The 24,950-nt window shown below is 61.7% G+C and carries 22 protein-coding genes, 1 pseudogene and 2 riboswitches; of the genes and pseudogenes, 15 read left to right on the forward strand and 8 right to left on the reverse strand.

The window, feature by feature from the left end; translation table 11 throughout:
• The first annotated feature begins 95 nt into the window (after positions 1-95).
• Positions 96-680 carry a Fe-S biogenesis protein NfuA gene (nfuA, locus tag AC4PS7_RS14255; RefSeq protein WP_003173594.1) on the forward strand — a complete coding sequence of 195 codons (585 nt, stop codon included), beginning with the start codon at positions 96-98 and terminating at the stop codon, positions 678-680.
• Positions 681-745: 65 nt separating this feature from the next.
• On the opposite strand, the gene cobM is transcribed toward nfuA, so the two are convergent.
• The 4 genes from cobM to AC4PS7_RS14275 all read right to left on the reverse strand — a co-directional run bounded on the left by cobM (position 746) and on the right by AC4PS7_RS14275 (position 2,855).
• The gene (gene cobM, locus AC4PS7_RS14260; protein ID WP_010210885.1) at positions 746-1,492 is read right to left on the reverse strand and encodes a precorrin-4 C(11)-methyltransferase; all 747 of its coding nucleotides are present in this window, start codon (positions 1,490-1,492) and stop codon (positions 746-748) included.
• A gap of 69 nt (positions 1,493-1,561) precedes the next feature.
• Positions 1,562-1,954 (reverse strand): cobalamin biosynthesis protein, encoded by a 393-nt coding sequence (locus AC4PS7_RS14265; protein WP_044287046.1) that lies wholly within the window; start codon positions 1,952-1,954, stop codon positions 1,562-1,564.
• Positions 1,951-2,655: a CbtA family protein gene (locus AC4PS7_RS14270; RefSeq protein WP_492179511.1), complete on the reverse strand. Its 705-nt coding sequence runs from the start codon at positions 2,653-2,655 to the stop codon at positions 1,951-1,953. Before AC4PS7_RS14270 ends, AC4PS7_RS14265 begins: the two co-directional genes overlap by 4 nt.
• Before the next feature lie 11 nt (positions 2,656-2,666).
• Entirely contained in the window at positions 2,667-2,855 is a 189-nt protein-coding gene (locus AC4PS7_RS14275) for a CbtB domain-containing protein (protein ID WP_010210882.1), read from the reverse strand.
• 96 nt (positions 2,856-2,951) lie between these two features.
• A riboswitch (cobalamin riboswitch) is annotated at positions 2,952-3,156 on the reverse strand.
• A 365-nt stretch (positions 3,157-3,521) separates the two neighbouring features.
• A riboswitch (cobalamin riboswitch) is annotated at positions 3,522-3,721 on the forward strand.
• Between the two features lie 93 nt (positions 3,722-3,814).
• Here AC4PS7_RS14275 and cobW point away from each other — a divergent pair.
• The 4 genes from cobW to AC4PS7_RS14295 are packed head-to-tail and all read left to right on the forward strand — an operon-like array spanning position 3,815 to position 10,357.
• Positions 3,815-4,882, forward strand: a complete 1,068-nt coding sequence (gene cobW, locus AC4PS7_RS14280) for a cobalamin biosynthesis protein CobW (protein ID WP_021491686.1) — start codon at positions 3,815-3,817, stop codon at positions 4,880-4,882.
• 3 nt (positions 4,883-4,885) lie between these two features.
• Positions 4,886-8,647 carry a cobaltochelatase subunit CobN gene (cobN, locus tag AC4PS7_RS14285; protein ID WP_492179513.1) on the forward strand — a complete coding sequence of 1,254 codons (3,762 nt, stop codon included), beginning with the start codon at positions 4,886-4,888 and terminating at the stop codon, positions 8,645-8,647.
• A 55-nt stretch (positions 8,648-8,702) separates the two neighbouring features.
• Complete coding sequence (locus AC4PS7_RS14290; RefSeq protein ID WP_042571584.1) at positions 8,703-9,701, forward strand: magnesium chelatase ATPase subunit I; 999 nt, start codon at positions 8,703-8,705, stop codon at positions 9,699-9,701.
• Between the two features lie 53 nt (positions 9,702-9,754).
• Positions 9,755-10,357: a vWA domain-containing protein gene (locus tag AC4PS7_RS14295; protein WP_010210875.1), complete on the forward strand. Its 603-nt coding sequence runs from the start codon at positions 9,755-9,757 to the stop codon at positions 10,355-10,357.
• Positions 10,358-10,471: 114 nt separating this feature from the next.
• Here AC4PS7_RS14295 and AC4PS7_RS14300 read toward each other — a convergent pair whose 3' ends face one another.
• Entirely contained in the window at positions 10,472-11,419 is a 948-nt protein-coding gene (locus tag AC4PS7_RS14300; protein WP_492179515.1) for a DUF1853 family protein, read from the reverse strand.
• A 144-nt stretch (positions 11,420-11,563) separates the two neighbouring features.
• Between AC4PS7_RS14300 and AC4PS7_RS14305 the strand changes: the two genes are divergently transcribed.
• Genes AC4PS7_RS14305 through pepN form a run of 6 tightly spaced genes read left to right on the forward strand, consistent with a single transcriptional unit; the run spans position 11,564 to position 18,064 of the window.
• A complete protein-coding gene (locus AC4PS7_RS14305) occupies positions 11,564-12,454 on the forward strand; it encodes an NAD(+) kinase (RefSeq protein WP_010210870.1) in 891 nt (296 codons plus the stop codon).
• Complete coding sequence (locus AC4PS7_RS14310) at positions 12,451-13,425, forward strand: metallophosphoesterase (RefSeq protein ID WP_162484960.1); 975 nt, start codon at positions 12,451-12,453, stop codon at positions 13,423-13,425. Before AC4PS7_RS14305 ends, AC4PS7_RS14310 begins: the two co-directional genes overlap by 4 nt.
• Positions 13,422-14,291, forward strand: a complete 870-nt coding sequence (locus AC4PS7_RS14315; RefSeq protein WP_021491805.1) for a rhomboid family intramembrane serine protease — start codon at positions 13,422-13,424, stop codon at positions 14,289-14,291. Before AC4PS7_RS14310 ends, AC4PS7_RS14315 begins: the two co-directional genes overlap by 4 nt.
• A gap of 14 nt (positions 14,292-14,305) precedes the next feature.
• Positions 14,306-14,566, forward strand: coding sequence for a YeaC family protein (locus tag AC4PS7_RS14320; RefSeq protein WP_010210866.1), 261 nt, complete (start codon positions 14,306-14,308; stop codon positions 14,564-14,566).
• Positions 14,563-15,393 (forward strand): DUF2797 domain-containing protein, encoded by an 831-nt coding sequence (locus AC4PS7_RS14325; RefSeq protein WP_021491804.1) that lies wholly within the window; start codon positions 14,563-14,565, stop codon positions 15,391-15,393. Before AC4PS7_RS14320 ends, AC4PS7_RS14325 begins: the two co-directional genes overlap by 4 nt.
• Positions 15,394-15,406: 13 nt before the next feature.
• Positions 15,407-18,064: an aminopeptidase N gene (pepN, locus tag AC4PS7_RS14330; protein WP_492179516.1), complete on the forward strand. Its 2,658-nt coding sequence runs from the start codon at positions 15,407-15,409 to the stop codon at positions 18,062-18,064.
• Between the two features lie 52 nt (positions 18,065-18,116).
• On the opposite strand, the pseudogene AC4PS7_RS14335 reads toward pepN, so the two are convergent.
• Positions 18,117-19,163 (reverse strand): annotated as a pseudogene (locus tag AC4PS7_RS14335) (aldo/keto reductase).
• 159 nt (positions 19,164-19,322) lie between these two features.
• Here AC4PS7_RS14335 and AC4PS7_RS14340 point away from each other — a divergent pair.
• The 4 genes from AC4PS7_RS14340 to AC4PS7_RS14355 all read left to right on the forward strand — a co-directional run bounded on the left by AC4PS7_RS14340 (position 19,323) and on the right by AC4PS7_RS14355 (position 22,209).
• Positions 19,323-20,039, forward strand: a complete 717-nt coding sequence (locus AC4PS7_RS14340; protein WP_045792232.1) for a helix-turn-helix transcriptional regulator — start codon at positions 19,323-19,325, stop codon at positions 20,037-20,039.
• Positions 20,040-20,091: 52 nt separating this feature from the next.
• A complete protein-coding gene (locus AC4PS7_RS14345; RefSeq protein WP_010210857.1) occupies positions 20,092-20,427 on the forward strand; it encodes a nuclear transport factor 2 family protein in 336 nt (111 codons plus the stop codon).
• A gap of 15 nt (positions 20,428-20,442) precedes the next feature.
• Positions 20,443-21,546, forward strand: coding sequence for a cell division protein ZapE (zapE, locus tag AC4PS7_RS14350; RefSeq protein ID WP_010210856.1), 1,104 nt, complete (start codon positions 20,443-20,445; stop codon positions 21,544-21,546).
• A 171-nt stretch (positions 21,547-21,717) separates the two neighbouring features.
• A complete protein-coding gene (locus AC4PS7_RS14355) occupies positions 21,718-22,209 on the forward strand; it encodes a GNAT family N-acetyltransferase (RefSeq protein WP_010210855.1) in 492 nt (163 codons plus the stop codon).
• 101 nt (positions 22,210-22,310) lie between these two features.
• Here the strand turns inward: AC4PS7_RS14355 and AC4PS7_RS14360 are convergent, their stop codons facing one another.
• Positions 22,311-22,532, reverse strand: coding sequence for a hypothetical protein (locus AC4PS7_RS14360; RefSeq protein WP_010210854.1), 222 nt, complete (start codon positions 22,530-22,532; stop codon positions 22,311-22,313).
• Between the two features lie 145 nt (positions 22,533-22,677).
• Complete coding sequence (locus tag AC4PS7_RS14365; protein ID WP_492179518.1) at positions 22,678-24,906, reverse strand: TonB-dependent siderophore receptor; 2,229 nt, start codon at positions 24,904-24,906, stop codon at positions 22,678-22,680.
• Positions 24,907-24,950 lie beyond the last annotated feature (44 nt).

The following is a 24,950-nucleotide window of genomic DNA, read 5'->3' on the forward strand; positions in this document are numbered from 1 at the left end:
ACCCCCCCAAAAAACCTATCCCGACAAAAACACTAGGACTTTGTACCTGCGTAATATTTTGGCGTAAACTGCTGGCAAGCCTGTGAGGAGTTTCCATGACTGCCATAACCATTACCGACGCCGCCCACGATTACCTGGCTGACCTGCTGTCCAAGCAGAACACCCCGGGTATCGGCATCCGCGTCTTTATCACCCAGCCCGGCACCCAATACGCCGAGACTTGCATTGCCTACTGCAAGCCTGGGGAAGAGAAACCTGAAGACACCGCCCTGGGGCTGAAAAGCTTCACCGCGTACATCGATGCCTTCAGCGAAGCCTTCCTCGACGACGCCGTGGTCGACTACGCCACCGACCGCATGGGCGGCCAGTTGACCATCAAGGCGCCAAACGCCAAGGTGCCGAACGTCAACGCCGACAGCCCGGTGAACGAGCGCATCAATTACTACCTGCAGACCGAGATCAACCCAGGCCTGGCCAGCCACGGCGGCCAGGTCAGCCTGATCGACGTGGTCGAAGACGGCATTGCGGTGTTGAAATTCGGCGGCGGCTGCCAAGGCTGTGGCCAGGCGGACGTGACCCTGCGTGAAGGCATTGAGCGCACCTTGCTGGAGCGTATTCCAGAGCTCAAGGGCGTGCGTGACGTGACCGACCACACGCAGAAAGAAAACGCCTACTACTGAATAAGGCGTTCACTGCGAGCAGAAAAAACGGCGCCCCGTGAGCGCCGTTTTTTTATGCCTGGGTTTCAGGGGCGGTAAAGGTGAGCATGGCCCGCGCGATACAGCGACGACTCACTGAAGCTGTCACTTGCCAACACCCGGCCCACCACAATCAATGCCGTGCGCCGAAAGCCTTTGGCCGCCACCTTCTCGGTAATGTCACTCAACGTGCCCATCGCCCAATCCTGATCCGGCCAGGTTGCCCGGTGCACCACGGCAATCGGGCAATCCGCGCCGTAGTGCGGCAGCAGCTCAGCGACGATCTTCTCCAGGTGATTGACCCCCAGGTGGATCGCCATGGTGGTGCCATGCCGGGCCAGGCTGTCGAAATCCTCGCCGGCGGGCATGCGGGTTTTGTCGGCATAGCGGGTCAGGATCACGCTTTGGGCGATATCGGGCAGGGTCAGCTCGGTTTCCAGCAGGGCGGCGCAGGCGGCCACGGCGGTGACGCCGGGAATGATCTGGAAGGGAATGCCCAGCTCCCGCAGATGGCGGATCTGTTCGCCAATGGCGCCATACAGGCTCGGGTCACCGGAATGGACGCGGGCCACGTCCTGGCCGTTGTCGTGGGCGGTTTTGATCAGGTCAATGATCTGTTCCAGGTGCAATTCGGCGCTGTTGACCACCGTTAGCGCCGAATGGCCGTCCAATACCGCCGCCGGAACCAATGAGCCGGCATAGATGATTACCGGGCAACTACGGATCAGCCGCTGGCCTTTGACGGTGATCAATTCCGGGTCGCCGGGGCCTGCGCCGATGAAGTAGACGGTCATGGTGGTTCCTGTCGAAAAACGGGCGAGCATGAATGTTGCTCATGATCGGGGGCGGCAATTATCGGGATTTTAGCCGGCGCAGGCTAATGCAAAGGTGGCTTGGGCGGTTTTTTTGCGAGTGATCAACAGGCGGGCAGGGCTGCCTGCAAGGTGCTCGGCGAGTGCCAGCGCGGCGCTTTCGGCGATGCCATAACAGCCGGTGTGGGCAAAAGCGATGTCGGATTTGTGGCTCAGGCGGTGCTCAAACGCCGCCAGTTGCTCGGCGCTGAAACATTGCAGTGGCAGGTTCAGCCTCTGGGCCAGAGCCAGTAACCCCGGTTCATTCTGTTTGCGATCGATACTGGCCAGCGCGCTAATACGGTGACGCTCGATACCGCCCTCGGCGAGGGCTGAATCGAACAGCGCCAGCAAGGTGTGAAGATCGCAACCCTGCTGGAAACCCAGGCCGATCACCAGGGTCATGCCGAGTATTGGTCGTCACGGTTGCGGCGGAACAGCCACGCGCTGATCAGGCCCAGTGCCAGCCAGAAAGCGACGTTGGTCAACTGTGAAGCGATCTTGAATTGTGCTTCCAGGGCTTGCGGTGCCAGCATCGAATGCACTTCGGGCTGTGGCGCGCCGATCACGTGGGGGACGGCGAGGATCGCCGCGCCCAGCACTTTCAACAGCCAGTTACGACCAAATACGATCAAAGCGATGCCGGCAGCTGTAGAAGCCGCAGTGCCGATCCACCAGGTTTGGCGCAGCGCCAGGTCCGCGGCGACAGTGCCCGGCAGCTCAGGCGGCAGGCCCATCGTCGGTGCCAGCACGAAGGTTGCGTAACCGGCCAAGCCCCACAGCAGGCCTTGGGCGGTGCGGGTTGGCGCGCGCAGTGTGTAGAGACCGGCCAGCATCAGCGCAAAACCGACCGCGACTACCAGATTACCGCCTGTGGTCGAGAGCACGCGCTGCCAGCCGTCTTCCGGCTCCCAGGCTTCGGCATCGTGGGTGTGGGCGGCAGCGCCTTCGGTGTGTTCGTGGGCCACTTCGGTGGCGGCCGGGGCCTTTTCAAAGGTTTCCGCCTGCAGAATCAGCGGGGCGACCCAGAAGCTTTGCAGCAAGGTCAGCAACAGGGCGGCCAGCAGGCCGGTGAAACCTGCAGTTTGCACGATACGCTTGATCATGTCGGCAGGTCTCAGTGGCACGGGAACGCAGCGCTGTGGCGGGTATCGTGGGCAGCGTTGTGCACGGCCTCGATGTGCGAGAAACCGGCAAAGTACACCAGGCACGCACCAAGGATCGACGCGCCGATGGCGGCGGTCAGGCGTTGGCTCAGGGTAGCGGTGCTGCTGGCGGAGTGCGAGGTGCTGCTGACGATTGACATGGCGCGTCCCTTTCAGGTGTCTGGGTGAAACGAGCGCATGGAAACCCCGCGAGCCAGGCACGCAGGGTTTGAACAGCGCCCGCCCACCGCGGGTTTGTTATCTGATTTTTTCGGGCCGGTCTCCGGGCTTGCGAGGGGCAGTCTGCCTAATAAGCATCGCCTTCCCATGCCGTCGAGGCACAGTGGATCTGACGCTTCACTCGCTTACCGTTGCGGGGGCAGCACCGGACTGGTCATATCGCTATGACGCACCGGTTTCCCGTTTCACCCTGTGAAGGGCACCCGAAACAAGATGTGTAGGAGAGCATGGGGGTGGGAGGGGAGTCAATTGGGGTGTGTACATATCCGTTGCTGCGGTGATGGCTGAAATGGGTTCCGCTCCTACAGCGAACCGCCTTTGCTCTACACCACTCAAGCCGGCTGTCAGGCCGCTGTGCTTTTGCTTTTGATCTTGATCTTGATCCTAAGCGCCCCCCCAATCCCTGTCGGATTACGGGCACACCGAGCGTGAGCGAGGTGCCGAGTGTTGGGGCAAGAGCCCTTTGGTTACTTTGGGGCTCTTTTCCAAAGTGACCCGCCGTAAGGGCGGAACCCATTTCAGCCGTTACCGCTGAAACGGATATGTACCCAACCCAACCCATCATTGACCATCCCCCAAGCACTGCGTAGCCTTACACCCTTCGAGGTTCTTCGGCCCAGGCCGAAGCTAAGAAGGGAACGCGGTCCAAGCCGCGGCTGCCCCCGCAACTGTAAAGGGTTCAGCTGACTGCCACGCCACTGCCGACAAGGCGGGAAGGCGCAGCCAGCGCCGGTCGCAAGACCCGCAAGCCCCAAGCCAGGAGACCTGCCTCGCAACCGATTTTCTACTTCAACCGGGCGGGGTGATCCGGTGACGAAATCCGCTGCTGCGCGCCGTCGCAGGGCCTATCGTCCCGTATGCCCGCCCCCAAGGGCATCCGATGAAAACACTGGCCAAACTCCCCGTCACCATCGTCACCGGCTTCCTCGGCTCGGGCAAGACTACCTTGCTGCGCCACATGCTCGACAACGCCCAGGGCCGTCGCATCGCCGTGATCGTCAACGAATTCGGCGAACTGGGCATCGACGGTGAAATCCTCAAGCAGTGCTCCATCGGCTGCACCGAAGAAGAAGCCAACGGCCGCGTCTACGAGTTGGCCAATGGCTGCCTGTGCTGCACCGTGCAGGAAGAGTTCTTTCCAGTGATGCGCGAATTGGTGGCCCGTCGCGGCGACCTCGACCATATCCTCATCGAAACCTCCGGCCTGGCCCTGCCAAAACCGCTGGTACAAGCCTTTCAGTGGCCGGAAATCCGCAGCGCCTGCACCGTCGACGCTGTGATCACCGTGGTCGACAGTCCGGCCGTGGCCGCCGGCACCTTCGCCGCTTTCCCGGACCAGGTGGATGCCCAGCGCAAGCTCGACCCGAACCTGGACCACGAGTCGCCGCTGCATGAGCTGTTCGCCGACCAACTGGCCAGCGCCGACCTGGTGATCCTCAACAAGAGCGACCTGATCAGCCCTGAAGACCTGGCCCGTGTGCGCCTGGAAGTCGCGGAAGAACTGCCGCCCGCGGTGAAGATCATTGAAGCCAGCAGCGGTCGTTTGCCGTTGGACGTGCTGATCGGCCTGGGTGCCGGCTCCGAAGAGCATATCGACGGTCGCCACAGTCATCACGACCATCACCATGACGGTGAAGACGATCATGACCATGATCACGACGCCTTCGACTCCATCTCCATCGACCTGCCGCAGGCCGATGAAGCGCTGCTGCTCGACGCCCTGACCCAGTTGGTGGTGCAACACGGCATCCTGCGCGTCAAAGGCTTCGCTGCGATTCCGAACAAGCCGATGCGCCTGCTGATCCAGGGGGTGGGTACGCGTTTCGACAAGCACTTCGACCGTGCCTGGGGCCCGGACGAAGCACGCATCACACGCTTGGTGCTGATCGGTCAGGACCTCGACGCGGCGGGCCTTGAAGCGCAACTGCGCGCAGCCCTCAGCGTTTAACCCATGCACCTGCTCAGGACCCAGCCCGGTGGTTTCGTCTCGGACGACAATATTGCCGACCTCGGACAAACCCCCGCTGATCTGGTGATCCTGTGCAGCGGCGATTCCAGCCTGGCGCTGCTGGCCGAAGCGGCCCAGCAGTTGCCGGACGATTACCCCAGCTTTCGCTTGGCCAACCCGATGCAGGTGCAGAACCATGCCTCGGTCGACCTGTATGTCGATGAGGTGCTGCGCCACGCCAAGGTCATCCTGATTTCCCTGCATGGTGGCATCGGTTATTGGCGTTACGGCATTGAGCGTCTGGTGGAATTGGCCGAGCGTGGCGTTCAACTGATTCTGGTGCCGGGGGATGATCGCCCGGACCCTGAGCTCAGCGGACTAAGTACCGTCGGCGCCGAAGAGCGTGATCGCCTCTGGCACTTCCTGCGCCAGGGCGGCCTGGGCAATGCCCTGGATTTCTATCGCTGCCTGGCCAGCACTTACCTGGGCCGTGATTACGCCTGGGCCGAGCCGCAAACCTTGCCGCGCACGGCGATTTATCACCCGCACCGTGCCAGCGCCCGGCTGAATGATTGGCAGGCCGACTGGAATGCCGAGTGGCCGGTGGCGGCGGTGTTGTTCTATCGCTCGCATTTGCAGGCAGCCAATACCGGTTTTATCGATGTGTTCTGCCAGCGCTTGCAGGCGGCGGGTCTCAACCCGTTGCCGATGGCGGTGGCCAGTTTGAAAGAACCCGGCTGCCTGGCGGTGGTCGAGGACCTGCTGGACGAGGTCGGCGCGGCGGTGATTCTCAACACCACCGGCTTCGCCCAGTCGAGCCCGGAAGCGCCGCACTTGCGGCCGTTTCGCCGCAATATCCCGGTGATCCAGGCGATCTGCGCCCAGGACAACCAGCCCGGCTGGGAAGCCAGCGACCAAGGTCTCGGCCCCCGCGACCTGGCGATGCACATTGCCTTGCCGGAGCTGGACGGGCGGATCATCAGCCGGCCGATCAGCTTCAAGGACCTGGCCTGGCGCAGTGAGCGTAGCCAGTCGGATGTGGTGTGCTACCGCGCCGCGCCGGAGCGCATGGATTTTGTTGCTGAGCTGGCGCGGCGCTGGGTCGAGTTGGCGCGAGTGCCGAATGGCGACAAGCGCATCGCGCTGATCCTCGCCAATTACCCGACCCGCGACGGTCGTATCGGCAATGGTGTCGGCCTGGATACGCCGGCGGCGGCGTTGAATATCCTGCGTGCCCTGCAGGCCGAAGGCCACCCGGTGTCGGATGCATTGCCGGAAAGCGGCACGGCACTGATCCACGCTTTGCTCGGCGGCGTTACCAATGACCTCGACAGCCTCGACCTGCGCCCCTGCCACCAAAGCCTGGGCCTGGAGGACTACGAGGCGATGTTCAGCCGCTTGCCCGCGGCCAATCGCCAGGCGGTGCTGGAGCGCTGGGGCACGCCTCATCACGACCCGATGTTCCGCGATGGCCGCATGATGGTCGCCGGCCTGCGCCTGGGCCTGACGTTCGTCGGTATCCAGCCGGCGCGGGGTTATCAGGTGGACGCCAGCGCCGTTTACCACGACCCGGACCTGGTACCGCCCCACGGTTACCTGGCGTTCTACTTCTGGTTGCGCCACACCTACGGTGCCCACGGCGTGATCCATGTAGGCAAACATGGCAACCTTGAATGGTTGCCGGGCAAGGGCGTCGGCTTGTCGGAAAACTGCTGGCCCGATGCGCTGCTGGGGCCGCTGCCGAATATCTACCCGTTTATCGTCAACGATCCGGGCGAGGGCGCCCAGGCCAAGCGACGCACCCAGGCGGTGATCATCGATCACTTGATGCCGCCCCTGACCCGTGCCGAAACCTACGGCCCCCTGCGTAACCTTGAGCTGCTGGCGGACGAGTACTACGAAGCGCAACTGCTGGATCCGCGTCGCGCCCTGGAGTTGCAGAAAGACATCCTCAAGCTGGTGCGCGAAACCCGCATCGACCAGGAACTTGAGCTGGAGAGCGACGCCGACGCCGCCGTCTGGCTGCCGCGCCTGGACACGTACCTGTGCGACTTGAAAGAGTCGCAGATCCGCGATGGCCTGCACATCTTTGGCGAGTCGCCGGCAGGTCGCCTGCGTATCGATACTTTGCTGGCCTTGCTGCGCATCCCGCGTGGCGATGGCCGTGGTCCGCAATCGAGTCTGCTGCGTGTGTTGGCCAAGGCCTTTGACTTGGGCTTTGATCCGCTGGATTGCGCTTTGGCCGAGCCCTGGACCGGGCGCCGTCCCCAGGTCTTGCAGAAGATCGATGCGCAGTTGTGGCGCACCGCCGGCGATACCCGCGAGCGCCTGGAGCTGTATGCCGCGCGGCTGATCGAACAGGCGCTGGAGGGGCCGCTTGAACAGCTGGAAGAGCCCGGTTGGGAGGATGTGAAGGCCGTTATCGAAAGCCTGCGCATCGTGGTGGCGCCGCGTCTGGACGCTTGTGGCCCGGCGGAAATGTGTGGCTTGCTGGATGCCCTCAGTGGCCGTTTTGTGCCTGCCGGCCCGAGTGGCGCGCCGAGCCGCGGACGTTTGGATGTGCTGCCGACGGGCCGCAATTTTTTCACCGTCGACGTGCGCAACCTGCCCACTACCACGGCCTGGCGCATCGGCTTTCAATCCGCCAACCTGATTCTCGAGCGACATTTGCAAGACCACGGCGACCACCTGCGCCAACTCGGCCTGTCGGTATGGGGCACTGCCACCATGCGCACCGGCGGCGACGACATCGCCCAGGCCATGGCGCTGATGGGCGTGCGCCCGGTGTGGGCGACCGGCAGCCAGCGGGTGGATGATTTTGAAATACTGCCGATCAGCCTGCTGGACCGCCCGCGTGTCGACGTGACCCTGCGTGTGTCCGGGTTCTTCCGCGATGCCTTCGCCAACCTGATCCGCCTGTTCGACGCCGCGGTGCAGGCAGTGGCGGCGCTGGATGAACCGGACGATATGAACCCGCTGGCCGCCAAGGTGCGCAGTGAGCGTGAGGCGTTGCTCACGTCTGGCCTGGACGCAGAGGCTGCGGCGAAACAAGCCGGTTGGCGCATTTTCGGCGCCAAGCCGGGCGCCTATGGTGCGGGCGTGCAGGGCGCGGTCGACGGTCGCCTGTGGCAAAGCCGTGAGGACTTAGCCGAGGTTTACCTCAACTGGGGCGGCTACGCCTATGGAGGTTCCGATGAAGGCACCGCCGCCCGTGCGCAATTCGCTCAGCGCTTGAGCCAGGTGCAAGCGGTGCTGCAGAACCAGGACAATCGTGAGCACGACCTGCTGGATTCCAACGACTACTACCAATTCCAGGGCGGCATGCTCGCTGCCGTGGAAACCCTCAGTGGTGACAAGGCCGCCAGCTACCATGGTGACCACAGCCAACCGGACCTGCCGAAGATCCGCACTCTGAAGGAAGAGCTGAACCGGGTGATCCGTTCCCGCGCCGCCAACCCCAAGTGGATCGAAGGCGTGAAGCGCCATGGCTATAAAGGTGCATTCGAGATGGCGGCGACCGTGGACAACCTGTTCGCCTTCGACGCCACCACGGCACTGATTGACGATCACCAATACGCACTGTTGGCCGATGCCTACCTGCTCGACCCCGACACCCGCGCCTTTGTGCAGCAACACAACCCCGACGCTTTGCGGGACATGACAGAGCGCATGCTCGAAGCCCAGCAGCGGGGCATGTGGCAGGAGCCGGGGGCGTATCGCGAGGCGCTGGAAAACCTGTTGCTGGATATAGAAGAGGACGGCTGAAGGCGGGCTCGTTGTGGTGAGCAGGCTTGTGTCGCAGAATTTGAAGAGGGATCGCATGACTGATATTCCCCATTTCCCGCTGTCCGCCGTAGTCGGCGCCGATGACCTGAAACTGGCGCTGTGCCTGACTGCCATCGACCCGAAGATCGGCGGTGTGCTGATCGAAGGTCCGCGCGGCATGGCCAAGTCGACCTTGGCGCGCGGTTTGGCGGACCTGTTGGCCAGTGGTCAGTTCGTGACGTTGCCTTTGGGCGCCACCGAAGAGCGCCTTGTGGGCACGCTGGACCTGGACGCCGCGTTGGGCGAGGGGCGGGCGCAGTTCTCACCCGGGGTCTTGGCGAAGGCCGATGGCGGCGTATTGTACGTCGATGAGGTCAACCTGCTGCCCGACCACTTGGTGGATGTGCTGCTGGACGTGGCCGCCAGCGGCACCAACCTGATCGAACGCGATGGTATTTCCCATCGCCATTCGGCGCGCTTCGTGCTGATCGGCACCATGAACCCGGAGGAAGGTGAGTTGCGACCGCAGCTGCTCGACCGTTTCGGTTTCAACGTGGCGTTGAGTGGGCAGACCTTGCCGGTCGAGCGTGGGCAGATCATTCGTCGTCGCCTGGATTTCGACAGCGACCCGGCGGCGTTCTGCGCGCAATGGGATGAGTCGCAGGCAGCCTTGCGTGAGCGCTGCACTCAGGCGCGGGCGCGGCTGGATGCCATCGCGCTGGACGATGAGACGCTGGCTCGGATCACCGAACGGTGCTTCGCTGCGGGCGTCGACGGGTTGCGTGCGGACCTGGTCTGGTTGCGCGGCGCTCGGGCCCATGCCGCCTGGCGGGGTGCCCATGCTATCGGCGAGGAAGATATTGAAGCTGTGGCGGAGTTTGCCTTGCGCCATCGCCGCCAAGAGCAGGCCACTCCATCGAGCCCACCGAGTGAAGGGCAATCGCCCAAGTCCTCCGACGCTTCCCCAGGCCAAGGCCAATGGGGTGACATGCCCGCAGCGGCCTTGCCCACGGGCGCACGCCGGGAAATCCCCACCTGGCCAAAAAAGCCCTAGGCATTCGCCCCCGACCTGACGCGGGGCCGGATGCCCGCCCCAACGCGGGGCAATTGGACAGAGGCAGGCACGGCAAGGCGCGCAGCGCGAAACAGGGCTCGATCAATTGGCCGGGCACCTTGCTCGGTGGGCGCCCGCAAACCCGTGAGGATCTGCTTTATCACCTGCGCAGTCGTTCGGCCCCCGCGTTGTGGCTGGTGATTGTCGATGCGTCGGCGTCCACCCGGCGACATCACGCGCTTTCCGACGCCAAGGGCTTGTTGGCGCAGTTGTTTGATGATGCCTACCGCCAGCGGGCACGGATGGCGTTGTTGACGGCCAGCGGGCATTCGCCCAACTGGCAGGTCCAGGGATTGAAGGCGGCGAAGGGCTTGGCGGGTTGGCTGGACCAGTTGGGCGCGGGCGGCGGCACGCCATTACTCGCGGCGCTTGTAGAGGCCAGGCATTGGCTGGCACTGCGGCGTGCGCGTTATCCGGCTGAGCAACAGCGGTTGCTGGTGATCACTGACGGACGACTCAAGGATATCGCCGGGTTACCGTTGCTGGAGTGCCCTGGCGTGCTGGTGGATATCGAGCGTGGGCCGATCAGGTTGGGTCGGGCTCAAGAGTTGGCGGCTGGGTTGCAGCTGGATTATCGGCATATCGATGACTTGTAGCGCCTGGACGATCGCTTTCGCAGGCAAGCCAGCTCCCACATTTGATAGGCGGTGCAGTCAAAGTGTGGCCGCTGGCTTGCCTGCGATAAGGCCCTCCAATACACCAAAAATCCTTCAGCCAGCCCCCGGCACATTCGGCCAAAGGTCCGCCACCAGAAACAGCCGCTCAGCTTCCTCCCAATCCTCACCCACCTGCACCAGTCGCACCAGCAACTGCGCCGGGGCCATGGGGTCCAGGTCGGCCAGCCAGCCTTGCATCTGCGCCTCGCTCCACACCTGATCCGCCGGGTAATGCGCCGGCGCCAGCCACGCATGCCGGGGCAGGGGTTGCCAGCGGCCCGGCTGGCTGAGGCTGACAAACGCTTGCCAATCGCGCTGATGCAACCAGCGCCCACGCAGGTGCTGCGGATGGGCGCCGACGGGGGCTTGAGCCTGGCCGGGCCAGGGGTAGAGGAGATAACCGCCCAGCCACAAATGCGCATCGAATTGCTGTATATCCAGCGCCGCCAGCGCCTCGCGGCTTTCCGCACGCGCTGATATCGGCAGTTGATGCTGGGCCAGATGAGCCAGTTTGCGGTCCAACCGATCATGGCAACCCGGCCCCAGCCATTGCGCCGTGTCCTGGCCGTTGCCATCCTGTGGCCCAAGATAAAGTTTGATCGCCAGCTCCAGGTGATGCACCCCATCGCGGTCGCGCAGCAGCATGTCCAGCTCGCCCAGGGTATGCCCGGCACGCCGGATCGGCAGGTTGGCGGCCAGCAATTCCACGCCCGGCGCATGTTGCACCGCGAACTGCCACAGGCGTTCGTAATAGAGGCCCAGGCGCCGCGTGCGTGACAGGCTGAGCCATTGCTGCAAGGCGCCGCTGTCCTGATCAAGTTGGCGCAGCCAGCGTTCCAGTTGATGCGGTGCCTGCACCCAATCGCTGCCGGCCAGCGGGTGGTGTTGCGGCCACGGTGTGCGCGCGAGCATCGGCGGGGCGAGCATCACCCACGCCAGGTCGCGCACTTCGGGGTGGCGCAGCTGTCGGGGCAGGGTGTGCAGATCCGGGAACACAGTCATGGTCCGAGCATAGCCGTTTAAAGGTTGCATGGGTGGCTGAGAACTATTGTCATCAAGGCTTCATGGCGACAAAGGATTTTGCCTGGGGCGGCCTTTCGCCCATAATCCTTCTTTTTGCCACACCCCACATCCCGCAGGAGCCCCATGGAGCAATTTCGCAATATCGGCATTATCGGTCGCCTGGGCAGTACCCAGGTGTTGGACACCGTCCGCCGGCTGAAAAAATTCCTGCTGGAACGCCATCTGCATGTGATCCTCGAAGACACCATCGCTGAAATCCTCCCCGGCCACGGCCTGCAGACTTCATCGCGCAAGATGCTCGGCGAAGTCTGTGACATGGTGATTGTGGTCGGTGGCGATGGCAGCCTGCTGGGTGCGGCCAGGGCCTTGGCTCGGCATAACGTGCCGGTGCTGGGGATCAACCGTGGCAGCCTGGGGTTCCTCACCGATATCCGCCCCGATGACCTGGAAGTCGAAGTGGCCAAGGTGCTCGACGGCCATTACCTCGTGGAAAACCGCTTCCTGCTGCAAGCTGAAGTGCGTCGCCACGGCGAAGCCATCGGCCAGGGCGATGCCTTGAATGACGTGGTGCTGCACCCCGGCAAGTCCACGCGGATGATCGAGTTCGAGCTCTATATAGACGGCCAGTTCGTGTGCAGCCAGAAGGCCGACGGCCTGATCGTGGCCACGCCTACCGGCTCCACGGCCTACGCGCTGTCGGCGGGCGGCCCGATCATGCATCCCAAGCTGGATGCCATTGTGATCGTGCCGATGTACCCCCATATGTTGTCGAGCAGGCCTATTGTGGTCGATGGCAACAGTGAGCTGAAAATCGTGGTGTCCAAAGACATGCAGATCTACCCCCAGGTGTCGTGTGACGGGCAGAACCATTTCACCTGCGCCCCCGGTGACACCATCACCGTGAGCAAGAAGGCACAGAAGTTGCGGTTGATCCACCCGCTGGACCACAACTACTACGAAGTGTGCCGCACCAAGCTGGGCTGGGGCAGCCGCTTGGGGGGTGGAGGCGACTGATGCTCGATCCCGCGCGTAGCTACGACCTGATTGGTGACGTGCACGGTTGCGCCCATACCCTTGAGCACCTGCTCGACCTGTTGGGCTACCACAAGCAGGGCGGCACCTGGCGTCACCCGTCGCGCATGGCGGTGTTCCTCGGCGATATCATCGACCGTGGCCCGCGCATCCGCGAGGCCTTGCACATCGTCCACGACATGGCCGAGGCCGGCCAGGCGCTGTGCATTATGGGCAACCATGAGTTCAACGCCCTGGGCTGGACCACGCCCGCACCGCCAGGCAGTGGCAAACAGTTCGTGCGCGAGCACAACCCACGGCACGCGCGGTTGATCCACGAGACCCTGACCCAATTCGAACAGCACCCGGCCGACTGGCACGACTTCCTCGGCTGGTTCTACGACATGCCGCTGTTTGTCGATGCCGGACGCTTCCGCGTGGTGCACGCCTGCTGGGATAACGGCTTTATCGATCCGCTGCGCGCGACTTTTCCGGACGGATGCATCGACCAGCATTTCCTGCAGGCCGCCGCCGTACCGGGCAGTTTTGCCTGTAATGCGTTCGACCGCCTGCTGCGTGGCACCGACATGCGCCTGCCGGATGGCTTGACGCTGACCGGTGGCGATGGCCTGACGCGCTCATTCTTCCGCACCAAGTTCTGGGAAGACGACCCCAAGACCTACGGCGATATCGTGTTCCAGCCCGACGCCTTGCCGGAACCGGTGGCGCGTACGCCGTTGTCGTCCACCGAAAAGAATTCCCTGCTGCGCTACGGCGTCGACGAACCCTTGCTGTTCGTCGGCCATTACTGGCGCAGCGGCAAACCGGCGCCGATCCGACCGAACCTGGCCTGCCTGGACTACAGCGCAGTGCTGTATGGCAAGCTGGTGGCCTACCGTCTGGATCAGGAGACGCGGCTGGATCCGAATAAATTCGTATGGGTCGACGTTGAGCGGCCCGAGGTCATCAAATGAGTGCTGTGGCGGTATTACGCTTACCCTTGAGCGTCGACCTGGGCGGCTTTGTCCTGCTGCTGCAACGTATGCAAGTCCCCCATCGTGTCAGTGAAGAGGCGGGTGAGCAGGTGTTGTGGGTGCCCGAGAACATCAGCGACGACGTGCGCGTACTGTACCAACGCTTTCCTGCCGGGGACCCTGACCAGCAACTGGATATTCCCGAGCAGGCTCCGGTCAAGCGGCCCGGGTTCATCCAGCAACTGCGGCACAGCCCGTTGACCGCTTTGGTGCTGCTGGCAAGTATCATTGTTGGCGCCGTGACCTTGCTCGGTGAAAACCTGCAAGCCATGAGCTGGCTGACGTTCCTGCCATTTCGCATCGTCGGCGAGTACATCCAGTTCACGCCGCTGGCCGATAGCCTGGCGGCGGGGCAGTGGTGGCGGCTGGTCACCCCGATGCTGATCCACTTTGGCATCCTGCACCTGGCCATGAACGGCATGTGGTACTGGGAACTGGGCCGGCGCATCGAAGCGCGCCAGGGCAGCATCAACTTGCTGGGCCTGACCCTGTTGTTCAGCCTGGTGTCCAACTACGCTCAATATGCTTATGGCGGCCCCGGCCTGTTCGGTGGGTTGTCCGGCGTGCTGTATGGCCTGCTCGGGCATTGCTGGATTTTTCAATTATTGTCGCCTAACCCGGCCTATCGCTTGCCCCGCGGGGTGCTGGTGATGATGCTGGTATGGCTGCTGCTCTGCCTGTCGGGGCTGGTCTCGATGATCGGTTTCGGCGAAATCGCCAACGCTGCCCATGTCGGCGGCCTGGTTATCGGTTGCCTGACGGGTTTGCTGGGTGGGCTTTACAGCCGCCGCAAAGCGTCTATTTGATAAGGAAGAGCCTTATGTCCTCTTTTGCTGAAATGATCGAAAACATCACGCCGGACATCTACGAGAGCCTCAAGCTCGCCGTGGAGATCGGCAAATGGTCCGATGGCCGCAAGCTCTCTGCCGAACAGCGCGAACTGTCGTTGCAGGCCATGATCGCCTGGGAAATCCAGAACCTGCCGGAAGACCAGCGCACCGGCTACATGGGCCCGCAGGAATGTGCGTCCAAGTCCGCGCCGGTGCCGAACATCCTGTTCAAGTCGGATGCGATCCATTGATTGAAATTGGTCGCGGTGCAGTCAGCAAAATGTCGGCGCAACTCGGTGAGCCGACCGTTCAATATGCGTTTCGCCTAGGCGATGCCGAGGTACCGGTCAATCCATTGATCGGTACTCACGTGCGCCTGGAATACCTCGGTGCCATTCATTGCAGCCATTGCGGCCGCAAGACCAAGACCAGCTTCAGCCAGGGTTACTGCTACCCGTGCATGACCAAGCTGGCCCAGTGTGACCTGTGCATCATGAGCCCCGAGCGTTGCCATTACGATGCCGGCACCTGCCGCGATCCGGGCTGGGGCGAAAAATTCTGCATGACCGACCACGTGGTGTACCTGGCGAACTCGTCGGGGATCAAGGTTGGCATCACCCGCGCCACTCAGTTGCCGACTCGCTGGCTGGACCAGGGCGCAAGCCAGGCGCTGCCGATCATGCGCGTGGCGACGCGCCAGCAGTCCGGGTTCGTCGAAGACCTGTTCCGCAGTCAGGTGGCTGACAAAACCAACTGGCGCGCGCTGCTCAAGGGCGACGCCCAAGCGGTCGACCTCAAGCAGGTGCGCGATGAGCTGTTCGCTTCCTGCGCCGAAGGCTTGCTCGGTTTGCAGGAACGCTTTGGCCTGCAGGCCATCCAACCGGTGACCGACATCGAACCGATCGAAATCCGCTACCCGGTGGAGCAGTATCCGGCCAAGATCGTCAGCTTCAACCTGGACAAGAACCCGATTGCCGAAGGCACGCTGCTGGGGATCAAGGGCCAATACCTGATCTTCGACACCGGCGTTATCAATATTCGTAAGTACACGGCCTACCAGCTCGCCGTGCATCAGTAGAAGGATGCCACCCATGCGCACCGAACAACCGAAGATGATTTACCTGAAGGACTATCAGGCGCCGGACTACCTGATCGAAGAGACGCACCTGACCTTCGAGTTGTTCGAGGACCACAGCCTGGTCCACGCGCAGCTGGTGATGCGCCGCAACCCTGAGCGCGGCGCGGGGTTGCCGCCGTTGGTGCTGGATGGACAACAGCTGGAATTGTTGAGCGTGAACCTTGCCGATCAAGCACTCGGCGCTGATGACTACCAACTGACCGACAGCCACCTGACGGTCCAGCCGAAAAGTGCGAGTTTTACCCTGGACACCACGGTAAAAATCCACCCGGAAACGAACACCGCCCTGGAAGGCCTGTACAAGTCCGGCAGCATGTTCTGCACCCAGTGCGAGGCCGAAGGTTTCCGCAAGATCACTTACTACCTCGACCGCCCGGACGTGATGAGTACCTTCACCACCACGGTCATCGCCGAACAGCATCGCTACCCGATCCTGCTGTCCAACGGTAACCCGATCGCCAGCGGTCCTGGCGAAGACGGCCGCCACTGGGCAACCTGGGAAGACCCGTTCAAGAAGCCGGCGTACCTGTTTGCCCTGGTTGCAGGTGACCTGTGGTGTGTCGAAGATACGTTCACCACCATGACTGACCGTGTCGTAGCGCTGCGCATCTACGTCGAGCCGGAAAACATCGACAAGTGCCAGCACGCGATGACCAGCCTGAAGAAGTCCATGCGCTGGGACGAAGAAACTTATGGTCGCGAGTACGATCTCGACATCTTCATGATCGTGGCGGTGAACGACTTCAACATGGGCGCCATGGAAAACAAGGGCCTCAACATCTTCAACTCCAGTGCGGTGCTGGCCCGTGCCGAAACCGCTACCGACGCCGCGCACCAGCGGGTCGAGGCAATCGTCGCCCACGAATACTTCCACAACTGGTCGGGTAACCGCGTGACCTGCCGCGACTGGTTCCAGCTGTCGCTCAAGGAAGGCTTCACCGTGTTCCGTGATTCGGGCTTCTCCGCCGACATGAACTCGGCCACGGTCAAGCGCATCCAGGACGTGGCGTACTTGCGCACCCACCAGTTCGCCGAAGACGCGGGCCCGATGGCCCACGCGGTGCGTCCGGACAGCTTCATCGAAATCTCCAACTTCTATACCCTGACCGTGTATGAAAAAGGCTCCGAAGTGGTGGGCATGATCCACACCTTGCTCGGTGCCGAAGGATTCCGCAAAGGCAGCGATCTGTACTTCGAACGCCATGATGGCCAGGCCGTGACCTGCGACGACTTCATCAAGGCCATGGAAGACGCAAACGGCGTCGACCTGACGCAGTTCAAACGCTGGTACAGCCAGGCCGGCACGCCACGTCTGGCGGTGAGCGAGTCCTACGATGCGGTGGCCAAAACCTACAGCCTGACCTTCCGCCAGAGCTGCCCGGAAACCCCGGACAAGGCGGAAAAACTGCCGTTCGTGATCCCTGTGGAATTGGGCTTGCTGGACGGTAAGGGCGCCAGTATGGCCTTGCGCCTGGCCGGTGAAGCGACCGCTGGCGCCACGTCGCGCGTGATCTCGGTGACCGAGGCCGAGCAGACCTTCACGTTCGTTGATATCCCTGAGCAACCGTTGCCTTCGCTGCTGCGCGGGTTCTCTGCGCCGGTCAAGCTGAGTTTCCCGTACAACCGCGATCAACTGATGTTCCTGATGCAGCATGACAGCGACGGTTTCAACCGCTGGGATGCCGGCCAGCAGTTGTCGGTGCAGGTGTTGCAGGAGCTGATTGCCCAGCATCAACAGGGCCAGGCGTTGCACATGGATCAGCGCTTGATCACCGCGCTGCGCAGCGTGTTGAGCGACGAAAGCCTGGACCAGGCGATGGTTGCGGAGATGCTGTCGCTGCCGGGTGAAGCCTACCTGACCGAAATCAGCGAGGTGGCGGATGTGGATGCCATCCACGCCGCCCGCGAGTTTGCGCGCAAGCAATTGGCGGATAACCTGCATGAAGCCCTGTGGCTGCGTTACCAAGCCAATCGCGAGCTGTCCAAGCAAACGCCGTACGTGGCGGCCGCCGAGCACTTCGCCCGTCGCGCATTGCAAAACATCGCGCTGTCGTACCTGATGCTCAGCGGCAAGCCGGAAGTGTTGGCGGCGACTCTCGAGCAGTTCGACACCAGCGACAACATGACCGAGCGCCTGACCGCGCTGGCGGTGCTGGTGAATTCGCCGTTCGAAGCGGAGAAGGCCCAGGCCCTGGCGGTGTTTGCCGAGAACTTCAAGGACAACCCGTTGGTCATGGACCAGTGGTTCAGCGTGCAGGCCGGCAGTACCTTGCCGGGCGGGCTGGCGCGCGTGAAGGCGTTGATGGAACACCCGGCGTTCAACATCAAGAACCCCAACAAGGTGCGCGCCTTGATGGGAGCCTTTGCCGGGCAGAACCTGATCAACTTCCACGCGGCGGACGGTTCGGGTTATCGCTTCCTGGCGGACCTGGTGATCGAGTTGAATGGTTTCAATCCGCAGATCGCTTCGCGGCAGTTGGCGCCGTTGACCCGCTGGCGCAAATACGACAGCGCACGCCAGGCGCTGATGAGGGCAGAGCTGGAGCGCATTCGGTCGTCTGGTGAGCTGTCGAGCGATGTGTTCGAAGTGGTCAGCAAGAGCCTGGCTTAAGCTGGAGCGATGAATAAAAAACGGCCTGTTCGACAGGCCGTTTTTTTTCGCCTCAGATAACCGGCGGGCGAGGGGAGTCCAGGCCGATATCGATGGGGAAACGCTCGGCGATGATGCCGTGCGGTACACCCAGTGGTATGGCGCTGGCGTGGTCGAGGCGGGTGACGTGCTCGGCCGACAATTGCACATTCAACGCGCCCAAGGTGCTGTCCAGTTGAGCGCGAGTGCGCGAACCCAGGATCGGGATCAGTGCGGTGGTGGAGCGGCGCGCCTTTTCCCGTAGCCAGCCGATGGCAACGTGGGTCGGGGAGGCTTCAACTTCGGCGGCGACCGCCAGCAGGGTATCCAGCACGGCGGTTTCACGGGCGCTGTGTTCGGCGTGCACCAGGATCCCAAGTTTGTTGGCGCGGTTGTCGTCCTGGGTGTTGCGGTACTTGCCTGTCAGGAAGCCACCGCCGAGGGGCGACCACAGTGTGGCAGCCAGGCCCAGGGCTTCTGCCATCGGCAGCAATTCGCGGTCGGCGGTGCGCTCGACCAGACTGTATTCCACCTGGATGCCGATGATCGGCGCGAAGTTGCGCACTTCGGCAAGCAGGTCGGCGCGGGCAATACGTCAGGCGGGAAAGTTGGAAAGGCCGGCGTAGTGGATCTTGCCGGCGCGGACCAGGTCGTCGAGGCCGCGCAGGATCTCTTCCATGGGCGTGACGTTGTCGCTCATGTGCGCCCAGAGCAGGTCGATCCGGTCGGTGTTCAGGCGTTTGAGGCTGTCTTCCACCGAGCGAACCAGGTTCTTGCGATTGTTGCCCAGCCTGATCGTGCCTTCATCCGATGGCTGGGAGCGCAAGGTGTACTTGGTGGCCACCACCAGGTTGTCACGCTCGGTGGCGATAAACTCACCCAGCAGTTTTTCGGCCTGGCCGAACTGGTAGCCGTTGGCGGTATCGAGAAAGTTGCCGCCGGCCTCAAGGTAGCCGTCGAAGATTTGTTTGGCTTCATCGCGTTCGGCGCCATGGCCCCAGCCCGTACCGAAATTAGCGGTGCCCAAGGCCAGTTCAGACACCTGCAGACCGCTGCGGCGGCCAAAGACTTTATTGCGCATAGAAGGACTCCTGAGGCTGTGATGGTTAATACATGTTTATCAACATGTATTAAATATGATGCTGGTAATGTATTCGGTCAAGAGGCTTTTTCACTGCTGACGTTTTCTGACAGGGGGCTCTGCTAAGCTGCATCACTTTTTTTCTCGGCAGGCATTCCCGTGTCGCGCACCACTCGTCTACTGACTTTGCTCCAGGCCTTGCGGGGCAAGAAACGCCCGGTGACTGCTGCCGTGCTGGCGGCGCAGCTAGAGGTGTCCGAGCGTACGCTTTACCGCGACATTGCCGAATTGACTGCATTGGGCGCGCCGATTTTCGGCGAGGCGGGGGTTGGATATGTGTTGCGAAGCGGCCTGTTTCTGCCGCCTTTGATGCTGAACGCCGAGGAAACCGAGGCTATCGTGCTCGGCTTGCGTTACGTGGATCAGCGCGGTGATGACGTGCTCAGCCGCGCCGCCGCCAATGCTTTGGCGAAAATCGCCGACGTGCTCGACCCGGCCGCTCAGGAAGCCTTGCGCAACCCAACGGTATTGCCCGGCCCGCCAGGGTTCGGTTATCCGGAAAACCGCGTACCCCTCAACGTGTTTCGCGAAGCCATTCGCAGCCAGGCCAAATTGCAGATCGATTACGCAGACGCCAGCCAGACCCAGAGCCAACGTCTGATTTGGCCCCTGGCCTTGGGGTTCTTGAACGAAGTGCGGGTGATCGTCGCCTGGTGTGAATTGCGTGGCGCGTATCGCACCTTCCGCACCGACCGTGTGGCCAGTGCCCAAGCCCATGGCGAGCGTTATCCGGGGCGGCGCAGTGATTGGCTACGGGCCTGGCGCAAGCTGATGGAACAGAATGAGGACGGGCCGTTTACTCCTGACAAAAACTGACACAACCCTGGCTTAGCATGGCGTCACCAATCACCTACAAAGGAGCTGTGCCATGTCTATTCCCGAGTTGGCGCCGGCCATCATGGCCTACCTCGAGGCGGCCAACAGCCGTGACACCTCGGCTGTCGCCGATTGTTTTGCCGACGACGCCAATGTGTTCGATGAGGGGCAGCATCAAGTCGGCACCGTTGCCATCGCGCGCTGGATGGAAGACACCGCGCGCCGTTACCAGCCGCGGGTCGAAGTGCTCAAGGTGCAACACCGAACGGGCAAGGTGCTGGTCAGTAATGTGGTGTCTGGCAATTTTCCCGGAAGCCCGTTGGAGCTGCGCTACACCTTTCGATTGAACGAGCAGGGTAAGATTTCGCGACTGGATATTTCCCTGTAGGTCATACTGGCGGGCATGACTTTCGACTCGCCCCGCGCTGCCTACCAATACGCCATTGCTCAACCGGGCTTCGTTGCCGACGACGCTCAGCGTCGAGCGGTCGACGCGCTGCAAGCCTGCCATGAAGCCCTACATCGGGGGCGTGCGCCAATCATCGGCGTCTACCTGTGGGGGCCAGTGGGGCGTGGCAAGACCTGGCTGATGGACCAGTTCTACCAGAGCCTGCGGGTGCCTGCGCGGCGCCAGCACTTTCATCACTTCATGGCGTGGGTGCATCAACGGCTGTTCCAACTGACAGGCACCCATGACCCCTTGCAGGCCCTGGCGCGCGAGCTGAGCCAGGAGGTGCGCGTGCTGTGCTTCGATGAGCTGTTCGTCAATGACATCGGTGACGCGATCATCCTGGGACGCTTGTTTCAGGTGATGTTCGAGGAAGGCGTGGTGATGGTCTGCACGTCGAATCAACCGCCTGGGCAGTTGTACGCCGATGGCTTCAACCGGGAGCGTTTTTTGCCGGGCATTGCGGCAATAGAACAGCATATGCAGGTGGTGGCCGTGGACGGCGAAAAGGACCACCGCTTGCACCCGGGCGTGGCGTTTCAGCGCTATTGGGTCAATCAACCCGACGCGCTGGCCGGTGTATTCAAGCAATTGGCGCAAGGGCAGGCGGTGCAGAGTGGGCCGGTGACTGTCGGTCATCGCTCGATCATCGCGCAGCAGTCCAGCGACACAGTGCTCTGGTGCAATTACGCGGACCTGTGCGAGCAACCCCTCGCGGCGATGGATTTCATGCTGCTGTGCGATCGCTTCAAGGCGATCCTGTTGGGTGAAGTGCCCAACCTCAGTGCGCAAAAACGCCCCGGCCGGATCGCCCGAGGTACCGAAGATGGCGCACAGCGCGTGGAGGCGGGTGATCGCGAGTTGCCGCAATTGTCGGTGCACGATGACAGTGTGCGTCGTTTCATCGCCCTGGTGGACGAGTGCTACGACCGCAAGGTGCCATTGTTCATCGAGGCGCGGGTACCTCTGGAGTGTCTTTATACCGAGGGTTACCTGGAGTTTGCGTTCCGTCGGACATTGAGCCGCCTGCGGGAAATGCAGTTGCTGCGTTTCGCCTGAGGGCGTGTGAAAAAACACAGGAATCGGCTGATTGTCGGCTTTCAACGGCACAGCCTTGGCGCTTTCATGCGCATTTTTGTAGTTAATCTCCTTCATCTGTGTCCGGCTCCACGCTTACAATCGTGCCCCTATAGGGAGCCGATTCCCTTGTAGTCGTGATTGAGGACGGAAATGGACACCCCAGATATCCTGGTGCTGCAAGCCAGCTATACCAATCCCGTGCATGCGCAAGCCATTGGCCGCGTGCTCAACCATTACGCCGAGGACCCGATGGGCGGTGGCCACAGCCTGCCTGCCGATCTTCTGGAGCAGTTGCCGGGCGAGCTGGCCAAGCGACCTCATGCCTTCAGCGTGCTGGCGTTTGTGGGAGGGGAGCCGGCAGGTCTGGTGAATTGTTTTGAAGGGTTTTCCACATTTGCCTGCCGTCCGCTGGTCAATGTCCATGACGTGGTTGTGATGGATGCGTTTCGGGGGCTGGGGTTGAGCCAGAAAATGCTGTTGAAGGTCGAGGAAATCGCCCGTCAGCGGGGCTGCTGCAAAATCACCCTGGAGGTGCTGGAGGGCAATGCGGTGGCTCAGTCGGCCTATCGCAAGTTCGGTTTTGATGACTCGATATTTGATCCAGCCCACGGGCGCATGTTGTTCTGGAGCAAACCGCTTTAATCAATCACAGGCAAAAAAAGGCGCCATTAATTAAATGGCGCCAAGTTCACCTTAGCCATAGGAGCAGGATGGTAAAGGGCCGTGCGGTTAACGCAGTTGAATCAAGTGTTCGGTAGTTCCTCGGCGGTAGATTGACCGGCTGCCTCTTTCTTCACGTTCTTCCCATCAGCCTGCGCGGTTTGTTCTGCAGTGCCGTGAGTCTTTTGCTGCATGAACGTGAAGTTGTTGTAGAACTCCTTCGAGCGCTCGGAACCACCTTCGGCGAAGGCGGCGGCGGAGGTCAGGGTCATCAGGCTGGCAAGCACCAGGGTCGAGAGTTTCATGGCAGTATTCCCATTAAGAGTGATCGGTATCCGCTCTGTCCTTGATCAGATTCATGGGGCGAGTTTGAGGTGAGTTTATTAAGTAGGAATTAACTCGGAAAAAACCGCGAAGTTAACAATTTCGTTAACTTCGGGTTAAAAGATCTTACAGCTTCCAGTCCAATGCCAGAGTGATCGAACGAGGGTCACCCCAATACACGCCATTGTAAAAACCGACACGTTCGTAATATTTTTTATCAAATAGATTGTTGACGTTAATGGATGCCGAAACATGTTCGTCAAACTGGTAGCGCGACATCAGGTTGACCACGGTGTAGGTCTGCTGGGTGATCTTGGTCGGAGTCGTGATGAGGTCGCCGTCCTGGTTCCGGCCACCCGTTGGACGCCCGGCAAATTTGTAGAACTCGCTCTGCCAATTGACCGCGCCACCTACCGTCAACCCTCGCCATTCACCCGGCAGGCGATAGGCTGTCGACATCTTCAGCAGGTTCATCGGCTGATCGGTGTTGTTGCGTTGCTTATCGCCGTTGACCGAGTGGGTGTACGTGTAGCCTGCGGTGAGATTCCAGTCGGGCATCACTTCGCCTGACACCTCGACTTCAAAGCCCTGCACCTTGTTGCCTTTACCACCGGATTTATAGAACTGCTCGCGGGTCACCGGGTCGGGTGGCGCGGCGTTGTCGAGTTCGGCCACGTTATCCTGGGTGCTCCAGAAGTACGCGGTGGCCAGGTTCAACCGCTCGTTCAGCAGGCTGCCCTTGAGGCCGATTTCGTAGTTGCTGCCCACCACCGGTTCCAGGTATTTCTTGCTGGCGTCGCGTTCGTCCTGCGGGTTGAAGATATCGGTGTAGCTGGCATACACCGTGTATTGCGGTGTCAGGTCGTAGAGTAGCCCGGCGTAGGGCGTCCACATGTCGTTGTGGGTCTGGCGGGTTTTGGGTTCGGGGATACGCTGGTTATTGGCGTCATAGTCAACAGGGGTGCTTTCGATTTCCCAGCTGCCATACCGGCTGCCCAGTACCGCGTGAAGTCTGTCGGTCAGGCTCAGTCGAGTGGCCAGATACCCGGCTTTTTGTTGTTTGCTTGAGTGAGGGCCCTTGAGCCCAGTGGTACGGTCGGGGAACTTGACGATACCGCCCATATCTTGCCAATCAGGGATGGTTTCGTAGCCTTCGGGTGTGCTGTAACGCTGGTAGGGCGAGGAATCCCGCTGCTCCGACTCCCCATACCCCACCATCAATTCATGCTCGCGCCCCAGCAGTGTGTAGGTGCCGGCGAGGTTGAAGTCCACGGCATCCATTTTCGACGTGCCCACCATCTGGTTGGTCCAGGCGGTCATGCCGCTGCCGTCCGGATTCGGGAAGCCCGCGCCGCCGTAATAGACCTTGCCGTCGGTATCGCTCTGTCGGTGGGTGTAGGCGGCTTTCAGGCGCCAGTCCTCGGACAGTTTGTGGTCAAGGGAGGCAAAGGTGGTCTTGTCCTTCAGCGGCCAGGAGCTCCAGTCGGTGGCCATATTGGCGGAGCGTGACAGGCGGGCCTTGCCGCCATCGCTGTTCCAGTAGGGCAGTGTGCCCCATGAGGTGCCCTGAACATGCTTGTTCTGATAATCGAAGCCTACGGCTACCACGGTATCGTCTGTCAGGTCGGCCTCGAGAATGCCGTAGCCGACTTCCCTTTGCAGAGCGTAGTTGTCGCGAAAGGATTGGCTGTCGCGGTAAGCCATCACGGTACGTCCGCGCAGGCGCCCGTCAAATGCCAGCGGGCCGCCCACATCCAGGTAGCTGTAGTAGTTGTCATGGCTGGCGCCGCTGACGCCGGCTTTGGCTTGCCACTGTGACGTCGGGCGTTTGCGGATCATGTTGACCGTGGCCGAGGGATCGCCTGCGCCGGTAGTCAGGCCGGTCGCACCGCGTACCACTTCGATACGGTCGTAGATGATGGTGTCGGCGTCTGACTTCATGCGCCCGAATGTATTGAGCATGCCATCCACCTGGAAATTGTTGATGGAGTAACCGCGCGATGAGTAGCCGGCGCGGTCCGAATCCAGGTGTTGGACGGTCACCCCGGTGGTCTGGCGCAGCGCATCGGTCAATGTATTGAGATTGAAATCATCCATCTGCTGGCGAGTGATCACCGAGATGGATTGCGGGGTGTCTTTGACCGACAGGTTCAGGCGGGTGGCGGTGCTCATGGAACCGGTGGTGTAGGCCCCGGTGTGCTCGGTGGTGGCACCCAGGCCTTCGGCGGTGATACTGGTGGCACCGAGTTCGAGGGAGTTGTTTTCGGGGTCGGTTTCAGCCAGCAGATCCGGGCTTGCTACCACAGTGAACAGGCCGAGGGTGAAGGTCATGGAACGCGTAAAGGGCGCGAACATCGCGGAAGACTCCTTGTCGTCTTTGCAGCCTTCTCAGTAAAAGA

Source organism: Pseudomonas sp. DW-iso3 (assembly GCF_058725305.1).